Source organism: Klebsiella sp. CN_Kp066 (assembly GCF_040065135.1).
GTDB classification, from domain to species: Bacteria; Pseudomonadota; Gammaproteobacteria; order Enterobacterales; family Enterobacteriaceae; genus Klebsiella; species Klebsiella oxytoca.
Window position 1 is genome coordinate 147,827 of record NZ_JBEAIU010000001.1, and the last position, 13,306, is coordinate 161,132.

12 protein-coding genes are annotated in these 13,306 nt (G+C 59.9%); 7 read left to right on the forward strand and 5 right to left on the reverse strand.

Annotated features, from left to right (window positions below):
- Window positions 1-59: 59 nt before the first annotated feature.
- Window positions 60-2,165 (forward strand): pyruvate/proton symporter CstA, encoded by a 2,106-nt coding sequence (gene cstA, locus ABLV75_RS00620; RefSeq protein WP_016809302.1) that lies wholly within the window; start codon window positions 60-62, stop codon window positions 2,163-2,165.
- Between the two features lie 55 nt (window positions 2,166-2,220).
- The gene (locus ABLV75_RS00625; protein WP_004100083.1) at window positions 2,221-2,418 is read left to right on the forward strand and encodes a YbdD/YjiX family protein; all 198 of its coding nucleotides are present in this window, start codon (window positions 2,221-2,223) and stop codon (window positions 2,416-2,418) included.
- Here ABLV75_RS00625 and ABLV75_RS00630 read toward each other — a convergent pair.
- From ABLV75_RS00630 to ABLV75_RS00640, 3 genes are all read right to left on the reverse strand, one after another.
- A complete protein-coding gene (locus tag ABLV75_RS00630; RefSeq protein WP_004100084.1) occupies window positions 2,415-2,819 on the reverse strand; it encodes a helix-turn-helix domain-containing protein in 405 nt (134 codons plus the stop codon). The genes ABLV75_RS00625 and ABLV75_RS00630 overlap by 4 nt on opposite strands.
- Window positions 2,800-3,093, reverse strand: coding sequence for a type II toxin-antitoxin system RelE/ParE family toxin (locus ABLV75_RS00635; RefSeq protein WP_004100085.1), 294 nt, complete (start codon window positions 3,091-3,093; stop codon window positions 2,800-2,802). The genes ABLV75_RS00630 and ABLV75_RS00635 overlap by 20 nt, the downstream gene beginning before the upstream one ends.
- A gap of 185 nt (window positions 3,094-3,278) precedes the next feature.
- A complete protein-coding gene (locus ABLV75_RS00640) occupies window positions 3,279-4,367 on the reverse strand; it encodes an oxidoreductase (protein WP_024273899.1) in 1,089 nt (362 codons plus the stop codon).
- Between the two features lie 160 nt (window positions 4,368-4,527).
- Here ABLV75_RS00640 and ABLV75_RS00645 point away from each other — a divergent pair, with 160 nt between their 5' ends.
- The 4 genes from ABLV75_RS00645 to ABLV75_RS00660 all read left to right on the forward strand — a co-directional run bounded on the left by ABLV75_RS00645 (window position 4,528) and on the right by ABLV75_RS00660 (window position 9,427).
- Window positions 4,528-6,030: a sugar ABC transporter ATP-binding protein gene (locus tag ABLV75_RS00645; protein WP_004100089.1), complete on the forward strand. Its 1,503-nt coding sequence runs from the start codon at window positions 4,528-4,530 to the stop codon at window positions 6,028-6,030.
- A complete protein-coding gene (locus ABLV75_RS00650; protein ID WP_004100091.1) occupies window positions 6,027-7,025 on the forward strand; it encodes an ABC transporter permease in 999 nt (332 codons plus the stop codon). The genes ABLV75_RS00645 and ABLV75_RS00650 overlap by 4 nt, the downstream gene beginning before the upstream one ends.
- Before the next feature lie 20 nt (window positions 7,026-7,045).
- Window positions 7,046-8,110: a sugar ABC transporter substrate-binding protein gene (locus tag ABLV75_RS00655; protein WP_004100093.1), complete on the forward strand. Its 1,065-nt coding sequence runs from the start codon at window positions 7,046-7,048 to the stop codon at window positions 8,108-8,110.
- Window positions 8,111-8,185: 75 nt separating this feature from the next.
- Window positions 8,186-9,427 carry an LVIVD repeat-containing protein gene (locus tag ABLV75_RS00660; protein ID WP_004100095.1) on the forward strand — a complete coding sequence of 414 codons (1,242 nt, stop codon included), beginning with the start codon at window positions 8,186-8,188 and terminating at the stop codon, window positions 9,425-9,427.
- Window positions 9,428-9,654: 227 nt separating this feature from the next.
- Here ABLV75_RS00660 and mtnK read toward each other — a convergent pair whose 3' ends face one another.
- On the reverse strand, window positions 9,655-10,854 hold the full coding sequence (gene mtnK / locus ABLV75_RS00665) for an S-methyl-5-thioribose kinase (RefSeq protein ID WP_004100097.1): 1,200 nt from the start codon (window positions 10,852-10,854) through the stop codon (window positions 9,655-9,657).
- Window positions 10,855-10,956: 102 nt separating this feature from the next.
- Between mtnK and mtnA the strand changes: the two genes are divergently transcribed.
- Window positions 10,957-11,985, forward strand: a complete 1,029-nt coding sequence (mtnA, locus tag ABLV75_RS00670; RefSeq protein WP_004100098.1) for an S-methyl-5-thioribose-1-phosphate isomerase — start codon at window positions 10,957-10,959, stop codon at window positions 11,983-11,985.
- A 49-nt stretch (window positions 11,986-12,034) separates the two neighbouring features.
- Here the strand turns inward: mtnA and ABLV75_RS00675 are convergent, their stop codons facing one another.
- Window positions 12,035-13,303: a histidine-type phosphatase gene (locus ABLV75_RS00675; protein ID WP_004100100.1), complete on the reverse strand. Its 1,269-nt coding sequence runs from the start codon at window positions 13,301-13,303 to the stop codon at window positions 12,035-12,037.
- Between the last annotated feature and the right edge of the window lie 3 nt (window positions 13,304-13,306).

Consider the following 13,306-nt stretch of genomic DNA (forward strand, 5'->3'; position numbering starts at 1 on the left):
GTATTGTGTTCTAGAAACAAATTGTAACATCCTGATTACCCTACCTGTGGAACACAATGATGAATAATTCAGGGAAATACCTCATCTGGACACTGCTCTCCGTTATCGGAGCCTTTGCCCTGGGCTATATCGCGCTAAACCGGGGTGAGCAGATTAACGCGCTATGGATTGTCGTCGCGGCAGTCTGCGTCTATCTGATCGCCTATCGCTTCTACGGCCTGTATATCGCCAAAAACGTGCTGGCGGTTGACCCGACGCGCATGACTCCGGCGGTGCGTCACAACGACGGCCTTGACTACGTTCCGACCGATAAGAAAGTGCTGTTCGGCCACCATTTTGCCGCTATTGCCGGCGCAGGGCCGCTGGTTGGCCCGGTGCTGGCGGCGCAAATGGGCTATCTGCCGGGAATGATCTGGATCCTGGCGGGCGTGGTGCTGGCCGGGGCGGTACAGGACTTTATGGTGCTGTTCGTCTCAACCCGTCGCGACGGACGTTCGCTCGGCGAGCTGGTGAAAGAGGAGATGGGCCCGACCGCCGGGGTGCTGGCGCTGGTGGCCTGCTTTATGATCATGGTTATTATCCTTGCGGTGCTGGCGATGATCGTGGTGAAAGCGCTAACCCACAGCCCGTGGGGCACCTACACCGTGGCCTTCACCATCCCGCTGGCGATATTCATGGGCATTTATATTCGCTATCTGCGCCCCGGGCGCATTGGCGAAGTGTCGGTGATTGGTCTGGTGATGCTGGTGTTCGCCATCATCTCCGGCGGCTGGGTGGCGGAAAGCCCGACCTGGGCGCCGTGGTTTGATTACACCGGCGTACAGCTTACCTGGATTCTGGTGGGCTACGGGTTTATCGCCGCCGTACTGCCGGTCTGGCTGCTGCTGGCGCCTCGCGACTACCTCTCTACTTTCCTGAAAATCGGCACCATCGTCGGTCTGGCGATTGGGATTCTGATCATGCGTCCGACGCTGACGATGCCGGCGCTGACCAAATTTATCGATGGCACCGGGCCGGTATGGAGCGGCAGCCTGTTCCCGTTCTTGTTTATCACCATCGCCTGCGGCGCGGTTTCCGGCTTCCATGCCCTGATCGCTTCCGGCACCACCCCGAAAATGCTGGCCAACGAAGGCCAGGCGTGTTTTATCGGCTACGGCGGCATGCTGATGGAGTCCTTCGTAGCGATCATGGCGCTGGTGGCGGCCTGTATTATCGACCCGGGCGTCTATTTCGCGATGAACAGCCCAATGGCGGTGCTGGCTCCGGCGGGCGTGAGCGATGTGGTGGCGTCGGCGGCGCAGGTGGTGAGTAGCTGGGGCTTTACCGTCACCCCGGATACGCTCAATCAGATCGCCAACGAGGTAGGGGAACAGTCGATTATTTCACGCGCGGGCGGCGCGCCGACGCTGGCGGTGGGCATGGCCTATATCCTCCACGGTTCGCTGGGCGGCCTGATGGACGTCTCTTTCTGGTACCACTTCGCGATTCTGTTTGAGGCGCTGTTTATCCTGACCGCGGTGGATGCCGGCACGCGGGCGGCGCGCTTTATGCTGCAGGATCTGCTTGGGGTGATCAGCCCGGGGCTCAAGCAAACCAGCTCCCTGCCGGCGAACCTTCTTGCGACCGCGCTGTGCGTGCTGGCCTGGGGCTACTTCCTGCATCAGGGCGTAGTTGACCCGCTTGGCGGCATCAACACCCTCTGGCCGCTGTTTGGTATTGCCAACCAGATGCTGGCAGGGATGGCGCTGATGCTCTGCGCGGTGGTACTGTTTAAGATGAAGCGCCAGCGTTATGCCTGGGTCGCACTGCTGCCAACCTCCTGGCTGCTGATCTGTACCCTGACCGCGGGCTGGCAGAAGTCGTTCAGCACCGACACCAAAGTGGGCTTCCTGGCGATTGCCAACAAGTTCCAGGCGATGATTGACAGCGGCAATATTCCGCCGCAGTACACCGAGTCGCAGCTGGCGCAACTGGTGTTTAACAACCGTCTGGATGCCGGGCTGACCATCTTCTTCATGGTAGTGGTGGTGGTTCTGGCGCTGTTCTCAATTAAGACCGCGCTGGCGGCGCTGAAAGAGGACAAACCGACGGCGAAAGAGACCCCTTACCAGGCGATGCCAGCTGATGCTGAAAGCCTGGTCACTCAGGCGAAACGCGCCCATTAAAGCATCATTTTGTTGCCCTCCTTCTTGAGAAGGAGGGCGGTTAGCGGAGTTGGAAATGTTTGATACCCTTTCGAAAGCAGGAAAATATCTGGGCCAGGCGGCGAAGATGATGATCGGCGTCCCGGATTACGACAACTACGTGGAGCACATCCGTGTGACCCACCCCGAGCAAACGCCGATGACCTATGAAGAGTTTTTCCGCGAACGTCAGGACGCACGCTACGGCGGTAAAGGCGGCGCGAAGTGCTGTTAACCCTCTTTCGGCAGATACAGGCTGATCTGCTCCTGCGTACAACCGTAAATGGCCGCCAGCTTTTCGCGAGTGCGCTTTTGCGGGCGGGAGTCGATAGCTTCTAGCTGGGAAACCGCAGACTGGCTAATCCCGAGCTTATTGGCCACCTCCTGCTGCGACAGGCCGCGCAGAATGCGCCAGGCCGCCTGCAGGCTGACTTTCTCTTTATCCATGATGTCGCAGACGTCACCCGGCAGCATCACGTTGTCGTAGATATCGTGTTCTACCGGAATATCTTCAAGATCGGCTTCCGTTTCATCATCCAGCTCGGCTAGCTGCAAACACATCTGGAAGTATTCGTCGTAGGGGATCACCGCGTACTGCGCTTTCCCTTCATCATCCTTAATTATCTGAACAGCCATATGGCATATTCTCCTCATGCAAATAGGTTGTTGAGGTTCTGCGCTTAACGGACACGATAAACAGGTCGTTCAGCGTCAGCCCCTGACGTGTGAAAATGATCCGATAATCCCCTACCCGAAGACGGTAATGATTCTCTGGTTTAGATAACTTTCTGACATCGGGCCGAGGAGCCGTACGGTCACCTAAATCCGCTAGCCTGCTTTTGATTCTCTGCTGATAGCGATAATCGATATTTGCCAGTTCCTTTTTTGCCACTTTTGACCAGATGAGCATGCTATGTACCTCCACTGTACACCTCAGTTGAACATAAGAAAATAATAAGTTTATAAGATAAGTTTGCTATTTTCTTATGAGGGTACCCTAACGCAGAATCGTCATCTGGCGAAGGCAGAAAAATCGGCTTTGCGAGGCGGCTCGAAAGCGCCTCCGCCGGGCGGCAGAGGCGAATAAAACGGGGATTAACCGGCGAAACGTTCGACTTTTTCAAACGCGGCGCGCAGGGTTTCGGCGTTCAGTTCAACCGGCAGAAAATGGATAGACTCCACCGGGCGCAGGGTATGGGCAATCACCTTATCCAGCTGTTCGCGGTTATTGATATCCACCTCCAGCGCCGCCAGGGTGGTTGGCAGATTAAAGCGCTGATACGCCTGCACCAGCTGCGCCAGCACGTCGTCCTGGCCGAGCAGGGCGCTCTGGACCAGAATACCGTAGGCGACTTTGGTCCCGTGAAGATACTTCTCGGTCTGCGGCAGCACCGTCAGCCCGTTATGCACCGCATGGGCGGCGGCGACGCGGGTATAGCGCTCGCCGAGCCCGCCGACCATACCGCCGCCGGCGATGATCGCATCCACGACGTCGCGGAAAGCCTGGGTTAGCTCGCCGCGTTGCTGGTCGGCCAGCGCGGTTTCGCTGCTTTCCAGCAGTACATCGCGGATGGCCAGCGCGCCGTTGATGCCAAGACGCACGGTGAGCGGCAGCGTCTCCGGCTGCGGGGCCAGCACTACCGCTTCATACCATTTCGCCAGCGTATCGCCGATGCCCGCCAGCAGATATTCCGCCGGCGCGTTAAGAATAATGCGCGGCTCCACCAGTACCAGAAAGTTGGCATCGTCGAAGATTTCAAACTGCAGCGCCTGACCGGCATCGTTATACCACACCGACAGCGGCGTCCAGGCCGCGCAGGTGGCGGCGATGGTGGGGATAGCCACCACCGGCAGGCCGAGGCGTCGGGCCAGCGCCTTCGCGGTATCCAGCAGCGCGCCGCCGCCTACGCCAATCACCACCGACCGATCGTCGCCGGACGCGCGGGCCAGCTCGCTGACATCGCTTTCGCTACAGTGGCCTTTAAAGAGGATTTTTTTGGCTCCGGGAGCGTTAAACGCTGCCGGCAGAAAAGCCTGGGCGCCTGCGATAGCCCGCTCGCCGTAAACCCACACCGCGCGTGAAAGCTGTTCTTCGCTATAAAAATCCTGCAGCCGCGCAAGGCTGCCGGGATGGGAATAGTAGTTGGCGGGGCCGGGGACCACGCGGATATCGCTATGACTCATTCATGCTGTCCTTGTTCTGTTTCGCTAACCCGATGTTATGTCTGGACATCCAGATGGCTAATATTATTTCGCTTTATCTTATGCCTTTTATGCATTTGTCAGTCAAGGGCAGCTATGAAAAATTCGTTAAATCAGAAGATTAATCGACAGGGTGCAGGGGATGACCGGCAATCGCCTTGAGATGCAAAATATTAGCCTGGCCTTTTCCGGCTTTCGGGCGCTCAGCAACGTGGCTTTTACCCTGCAAGGGGGCTCGGTGCATGCGCTGACCGGCGCTAACGGCGCAGGCAAGTCCACGCTAATGGCGGTGCTGTGCGGCACCCACGCCCATTACGAAGGCGAGGTGGTGATTAACAACCAGCCGGTGAGCATTCGCTCGCCGCGCGATGCTAAACAGCTGGGGATTCATCTGGTGCAGCAGGAGGTAGACGTGGCGCTGGTTCCGGGCCTGAGCATCGCGGAAAACATCATGCTCGACAGGCTGGCGGAACCGGGGCTCGCCTTCCGCTGGGGACGGCTGCGCCAGCTGGCGCGCGAGGCGCTGGCTCAGCTTGACGTCAGCCTCGATGTGCGCCGCTCCATCGACAGCTGCACGCTGGCGGAAAAACAGCAAATCCTGCTGGCTCGCGCCCTGTCGCATCACTGCCGCTTTCTTATCCTCGATGAGCCAACCGCGCCGCTGGACCAAAACGAAAGCGAGCGCCTGTTTGCGGTGGTTCGCCGCCTGCAACAGCAGGGCCTTGGCATTGTGTTTATCTCGCACCGCATTCATGAATTAAAAGCCGTTTGCGACACCCTGACGGTGCTGCGCGACGGCCGACTGATTGAGAGCGGGCCGATGGCCGATCTCAGCGGCGAACAGATCGTCGAGAGAATGCTCGGTCATGAGCTGAGCGATATCTTCCCGCCGAAGCGGCCGCCCCATAGCGATGAGGTGCTGCTACAGGTGGAAGGGCTGCACGACGAAGGGTTATTGCAGGATATCTCCCTGCGTTTGCGCAAGGGAGAGATTCTGGGGATCGCCGGACTGGCGGGCGCCGGCAAAACCGAGCTGTGCAAGGCGCTGTTTGGCGCCAGCAAAAGTCGTTTGACGCGCGGCGAACTGAATAGTCAGCCGTGGCGACCGCGTGACCCGGCGGACTCGGTAGCGCGCGGCCTGGCGCTGGTGCCGGAAGAGCGGCGCAAGGAGGGCATTTTTATCGAGGAGCCGGTGGCGATGAATCTGGCGGTCAGCGCCGATAGCAGCTTCTCCCGCTGGAGCCTGTTTGGCCATCGTCAGGCCTGGCGCTGGGCGGAAGAGGTGATTGCCCGCGTAGGCATTCGGACTTCAGGCCCGGCGCAGAGCCTGCGCCGGCTCTCCGGCGGTAATCAGCAAAAGGTAGCGATTGGCAAATGGCTGCGCGGCAACGCCAACGTCCTGATTTTCGATGAGCCGACCAAAGGGGTCGACGTCAAAGCCAAAACGGATTTATTCAATGTGATCGACGGCCTGGCGCGGGAAGGCAAAGGGGTGATTTACGCCTCGGGCGAATTCGCCGAGCTGGTCGGCCTGTGCGATCGCATCTGCGTGCTGTGGGACGGACGCATCGTGGCGGAAATTGCGGGCGCGGAGGCCCGGGAAGAAAACATTCTTTATTACTCCACCGGAGGAGCAGCAGCGTGAGTAAAGCCCTGGCAGTTAACGCGGCGGTTTCTGGCCGTCAGCGATTTTTCGATTTTCTCTACAAATGGGGCATGTTGCTGACCGTCGTCCTGCTGATCGCCGTTTTTGGTCTGGCATCGGACAACTTCCTCGACCCGTTTAACATCATCAATATCCTGCGATCTATCGCCATCGTGACGGTGATCGCTATCGGCGTATCGATATCCCTGACCATCGGCGGCTTCGATTTGTCCGTAGGCTCCACCGCCTCGCTGGCCAATGCGCTGGTGATTTCGCTGTTTGTCTGGCACGGCTTCGGCACCACCGAGGCAATTCTTGTCACCCTCGCGCTCTGTACCTTAGTGGGGCTGTTCAACGCGTTTCTGATTGTGATCCTGCGTATACCCGACATGCTGGCGACGCTTGCCAGCCTGTTCGTGATTCAGGGCGTGGCGATGACTTACAGCTACGGCGGGTCGATCACCGAAAATATGGTGCTGCCGAGCGGCGATATGGCGGAAGGCGCGATTCCGGCGGCGTTTGGTTCGCTCGGACAGGTGCCGACGATAGTCATCATTATGCTGGTGGTGACCGTTGTCGCCCAGCTGGCGCTCTCCTTGACCACTCACGGCCGGCGGATGTACGCCATCGGCGGCAATCCGGAAGCGGCGCGCCTCTCGGGTCTGCGGATCACCCGGTACAAAGTCGCCGCTTACGTGATCGCCTCCCTGCTGGCGGGGCTCGGCGGCATTCTGCTGGCGTCGCGCATCGGCTCATCGCAGGTGAACGCCGGCGGCGGCTATCTGATGGATGCGGTGGCGGCGGCGTGGATTGGCTTCTCGCTGGCCGGTTCCGGTAAGCCGAACGCGCTCGGTACGCTGGTGGGGGCGGTCATTTTAGGCGTGCTCTCCAATGGACTGGTGATGCTCTCGGTTCCCTATTACGCGATGGACATTATTAAAGGGCTGGTGCTGGCTGGCGCGCTCGCACTGACCTATTTTCAGCGCCGTACCTAAAATTTTACAGGGTAAACACTATGAAAAAGATAACGCTTTCACTCATCGCGCTGGGATTGTTTAACGCGACGGCAGCTTTTGCTGAAACCCCGGCGCCGCTTCCGACAGCGATCGCCGACCATAGCGGGCCGATTCGCATTGCGGTGATCCGCAACCTGGGCTCCGACGATAACACCACCCAGTTTGTCTCCGGAGCGGTCCAGGAGGGCAAAAAGCTCGGCTTTAAAATCAGCACCTTTCTCAGCAACGGTGATGACGCCAAATTCCAGGACTTCGTTAACCAGGCGATTAGCCAGAAATACGACGGCATTATTCTTTCTCAGGGACGCGATCCCTACGCCACCGCGCTGGTGAAAAAAGCGGTGGACGCCGGGATCAAAGTCTCGGTCTTCGATACCGCGGTAAACGGTCAGATCCCGGGCGTCACCGTCACCCAGCAGGATGACGCTTCCCTGACCGAGCTCTCCTTTGGCCAACTGGTGAAAGATTTCAACGGCAAAGCCAATATCGTCAAACTGTGGGTCGCGGGTTTCCCGCCGATGGAGCGTCGCCAGGCGGCTTATCAGACGCTGCTTAAACAAAATCCCGGCATCAAAGAGCTGGAATCGATCGGCGCCGTCTCATCCGATGTGCAGGGCGATACGGCCAACAAGGTTGGGGCGATCTTAGCGAAATACCCGAAAGGTAAAATTGATGCTATCTGGGGAACCTGGGACGCGTTCAGCCAGGGCGCTTATAAAGCGCTGAAAGAGAACGGTCGCAGCGAGATCAAACTCTACAGCATCGATATTTCTAACCAGGATCTGCAGCTGATGCGCGAATCCGGCAGTCCGTGGAAGGTGAGCGTAGCGGTGGATCCGAAGCTTATCGGCGCCACTAACGTGCGTCTGATCGCCAATAAGATTGCCGGCGAACCAACCCCTGCAACCTACGACTTTAAAGCGGCGGCGATTCCGCAGGCGCTGCTGGCGGCGCAGCCGGGAGCGGTCAACGTCGCTTCGCTGGGTAAAATTATTCCAGGCTGGGGCCAGACTGAAGACTTTATCGCCCCGTGGTTTGCCACTCTCGAAGCGAAAAACAAATAATAGCGTCCGGCGGCTGTCAGGTATCCTCTGCCAGCGGTAGAGGGGAACCAGCGCTGCCCGGCAACAGGAGGTTATGTGGCTGAATTACCGCGCCCGGAATACAGCCGCAATATGCGGCTGATTGGACATAGCGATCAGGGAGGACGCCCGGACGGCGTCCAGCTGATGGTACATCGGGGTTATGCCTATATTGGCCATATGGTATCGCAGGGCTTTTCCGTAGTGGACGTACGTGACGCGAAAAATCCGCGAACGGTCAATTACATCGCCGCGCCACCCGGTACCTGGAACGTCCATTTACAGGCGCACGACGATCTGCTGCTGGTGATCAACGCCCGGGATCTGTTCGCCGATGCCCGCTTCGCCGACGAGAAGGTTTATTACACCCGTTCGGTGGGCGAGACAGTCAGCGACGTACGGGAGAAGGGCTGGAGCGCCGGGCTGCGGATTTTTGATATCTCCACCCCGGATAAACCGCAAGAGATCGCCTTTCTGTCGCTTAACGGCATCGGTATTCACCGAATCTGGTACGTCGGCGGGCGCTGGGCCTACGTTTCCGCGCTGATTGACGGCTTTAGCGACTATATTTTCCTGACTATCGACCTGGCCGACCCGCGTAAGCCGGAAGTTGCCGGGCGCTGGTGGCTGCCGGGGATGAACCAGGCGGCGGGGGAGACCGCGCAGTGGCCGGAAGGTAAGCGCTATGCCCTGCATCACGCGATTATCGCCGGCGACACCGCCTACGGCAGCTGGCGCGACGGCGGCCTGACCCTGCTCGATGTGCAGGATCGCTCTCAGCCGAAGCTAATCAGCCACCGTAACTGGAGCCCGCCGTTTGGCGGCGGTACCCACACCGCGCTGCCGCTCCCGGACCGGGATCTGCTGGTGGTGCTTGATGAGGCGGTACTGGATAACCAGCAGGATGGGGAGAAGCTGATCTGGCTGTTCGACATTCGCGAGCCGACAAATCCGGTGAGTATCGCCACTTTCCCGCAGCCGGATGAAGCTGATTACGTGGCGAAAGGTGCGCACTTCGGTCCACATAACCTGCATGAGAATCGCCCCGGCAGCTTTGTCAGCTCAACGCTGATTTTCGCCACTTATCAGAACGCGGGCGTTCGCGCTTACGATATTTCCAACCCTTATCGGCCGGTGGAAACCGGGGCGCTGGTGCCCGCCGCGCCGGCGAAAATGATGGATACCCGCCCCGGTCGTCCGCGGGTGATCCAGTCCTGCGATGTGTTCGTCGACGCTCAGGGAATAATCTACAGCACCGACTATAACGGCGGGCTGTCGGTGATTGAGTATCTGGGGTAGGGGATGGTGGGTTGTTGCCTTCCCGGGTCGCGGCGCAAACGCCTTAACCGGGCTACAGACGGTGGTGCCCCCGTAGCCCGGACAGATGCGAAGCATCGCCTCCGGGGAAAGAGGCCAATACCCGGAGGCGGCGCCTGACGCGCCTGTCCGGGCTACCGGCCCACAGACGGCGGTGCACTCGTAGCCCGGCTAAGCGCAGCGCGAGCCGGGAAAGGCTGGACGGAGATTCAACCGTACTGGCGAATTCGCGCAATCAGCTCATCCACGCTGTCGATGCGATCGGCAATCACAATCAGCGCTTTACCCAGGGTGATGGCGTGGCGCAGGCATTCATGACGCATGGCTTCGTCCGGGATAGCGTCGATATCCGCCACGTGCGATAGCCCGACGCTGCGGCGAATCAGCTCGGTGCCGCAGAAGCCGACCGCGTCGGCCCACACTTTTTTCAGAAACGCGGAGGCATAGCCGGGGCAGGCCAGCGCCACGTCGCGGGATTTCTCCGCCGCCAGCGCCTGGAAACGCTCGGCAAAGGTGGTCCAGAACTGCTGTATATCGTTGAGGCGCTGTTCGCGAGCGGCGGCGGCATCGCGAATGCCCAGATGCCCAGGCAGGCCGCAGTAGTTGAGCAGCAGGTTGCCGATGGCGGTGCCGATATCGAAGCCAATCGGGCCGAAAAAACCGAACTCGGCGTCGATGGCCTTAAAGCTGCCTTCGGCGACGAAAATTGAGCCGCTATGAATATCGCCATGCAGTAACGCTTCGGCATGGGAGAAAAACCGGTGCTTCAGCGCGGCCACCACCAGCTTCAGCTGGGTATCTTCTCGCAGGGCGGCGACGTCGGTTTCCAGCGCTGATGGATAGCTGTTGCGCTCATGAACCTGATACGGATCGTTAAAGAACAGATCCTCGGTAATTTCGCACATCTCGGGGTTGATAAATTGCGCCACATGGGCCTTTTTCTCGTGAGGATGCAGATAAAAGTCGCTGGTGTGGAACAGCGCCTGGGCCAGGTATTCCCCCAGCTGGCTGGCGGCGCGCGGGTAGTAAACGTTGTTAATCAGCTCGCCGCGCCAGATGCGGTGATCGGAAAGATCTTCCATCACCATCACCGCCAGCTCGGGATCGAAATGCACAATCCGCACCGTGTGCTGCGGGCAGTGCTGATGGTGAGCCACCAGGGTTTGCGCCTCAAGGCGCGCGCGGTCAAGGGTCAGCGGCCAGGACTCTCCTACGCAGCGCACGTAGGGCAGCGCCTGCTTAACGATAATCCGGCTCACGCCCTCGGTATCAAAAATTTTAAACACCAGGTTGAGGTTGCCATCGCCCACTTCCTGCGCGGACACCAGTTCTGTCGGATTATCGATACCGCCAAATTGTTGGGCGTAAGCCACCGCATCGCTGGCCGTGAAAGTATGGTATTGCGACATTGCCTCGATCCTCAAAATTCTGATTAAGCCGTTCAGACGTCTATACTTCTGGATTTCATCCTGACACAATGTGATACAACAACGCAACAGGGATTTAACTAAATGCAGACACTACAGACCACCAGCCTGCGGGTAAGCGAAAATCAGCTCTTTATTCTTGACCAGCAGGCCTTACCGCAGGAAAAACGCTGGCTGGCGGCGGATAACGTCGAATTGCTGGTGGACCATATTCACGCCCTGCGGGTACGCGGCGCGCCGTTGATTGGCCTGTCCGCCAGCCTGCTGCTGGCGCTGCTGGCCCGGCGCGGTCTGACCCGCGATGCGCTATCTGAGGCGCTGGAGACGCTGCGCGCCGCGCGTCCAACGGCGGTGAACCTGATGAATAATCTGGATCGCATGAAGCTGGCGCTGGCGGAGGAGCACTATCCGCAGGCGCTGGAAGCGGAAGCGCTGCGCCTGATCGCCGAGGATAAACAGCTTTGCGCCAGCATCGCCGAGGCGGGCAGCGCGCTGGTGACGCCGGGTAGCCGCCTGTTGACCCACTGCAATACCGGCGGCCTGGCGACGGCGGGCGTCGGCACCGCGCTGGGAGTGATTGCGCTGGCGCATCAGCAGGGGAAAGTGGCAAATGTCTGGGTGGATGAAACGCGCCCTCTGTTGCAGGGCGGGCGCCTGACCGCCTGGGAGCTGGGTGAGCTGGGGGTGCCGTATCGGCTGATTACCGATTCGATGGCCGCCAGCCTGATGGCGCAGGGCCAGGTCGACGCGGTTTGGGTGGGCGCTGACCGTATTGCCGCCAACGGCGACGTAGCCAATAAAATCGGCACCTATTCGCTGGCGGTTCTGGCAAAATATCACCAGATCCCGTTTTACGTAGCCGCGCCGCAAACTACCCTGGATCGCCATTGCCCGAACGGCGCGGCGATCCCGATTGAGCAGCGGGCAGCCGCCGAAGTCACCGGCGTCGCCGGCAGCTTTGGCGCGGTGCAGTGGGCGCCGAAAGAGGCTGCGGTTTACAATCCCGCGTTCGACGTCACGCCCGCAACGTTAGTCAGCGGCTGGGTGCTGGATAGCGGCGTGGTCACCCCGGAGCAGGTCGCCGCCGGGGCGTTCAAACCAGAAAAAGCCTGAACCTGAGCCAAAAAGCGAAGCGACCGCCAAAGCTTCGCCTTCTACTTATTTATGGCAGCACCATCTCCACCGCCGGAGCGGACTGCGGATCGATATTGCGGCCCAGCGCGGTCAGCGCCGCCTGGTAAGGGCACAGCGTCCCGACATCGGTCGTCTGGCAGCCCGCCTGACGCCACTCCTGGCGCAGCAGCGGATGCTGGCTATCCGGCGTTTGCAGGCGGCGCAAATCGTCCAGACTTTGCGCCTGGAAGTAGACGCGCAGGTAGCGCTGACCGCTGCGGGTATCGCGCCAGCGTTCCAGCACCAGGCTGCTGCCCGGCGGGATATTGCCGCGGCTGTACCCTGGCAGCTGCCAGCTAAAGTCCATTAACGTCCGCACCATGGCGATATTCGTATCGTGCGCCACCAGCAGCAGCCAGCGCACGTTCGGCGCGGCGCTCTCTTTTACCCCTTCAAGCATGGCGTTGAGCAGAATCGAGCCGCGTTTTTGCGCGGTATAAAACACATCGTTGCTCAGATCGTAGTTCTCCGTCAGCAGCGGCAACAGGGCGGTTATCTGGCTGGAACGGGTAATATGGCCCCACGCCAGCTGGCTGAGAGGCAGGTTCTCGCTCCACCCCAGACGCAGCGTCTCAACCATATTGGCCATCACGCTCAGCCCGCTAATCGAGGTTTTGCCGCTTTTGCTCTGCTCCACCTGCCACGGTAGATCAAACACCGGGCAGGGCTTATCGGGTACGCAGACCGCGTTTTTCAGCAGCTGAATTGCCGGAGCCAGCGCCTGCCGACGCTGCGCCAGATCGCCGGCCTTCTTCTTCACTTCCGCCAGCTGGCGGGCGGGATCGGTTTGCGTGACGGCAAATTTGTCGGTCTGAAACAGTGGATCCGCGTCGCCGCTGACGTGATGAATCATTACGCCGCAGCCGGGAAAGGCGCCGTCCACCAGCGCCTGGGCGGTGGCCCGCGTACGCTGCAGGGGGCTGGCGCGAACATAAATCTCACCGCTCGCCGGGCAGCCTGCCGTCAATAGCCCCAGCTGGCGAAAGCGCGCGCCCTCATCGCGCCCCTTATTGACGACGGCGGCATAGCCGTGGCCGGTCAGCTCGCCGTCGTGGGTGGTCCACTGCGTCCACGGACGCTGGGTCGCGGCTTCAATGGCCTCCCGGTTGCCCTCCGTCGGCGGACGAATGCCGTGGCGGCTGAGTTCAACCACTTTTTCCAGCGCATACTGCGTGGCGGCATGGCCCGGTGCGGCCAGCAGCGGCAGAGCGCAGGCAAGCAGCAGGCGTAGCAAAACCTGATGTCGTACAGGCATCATAAA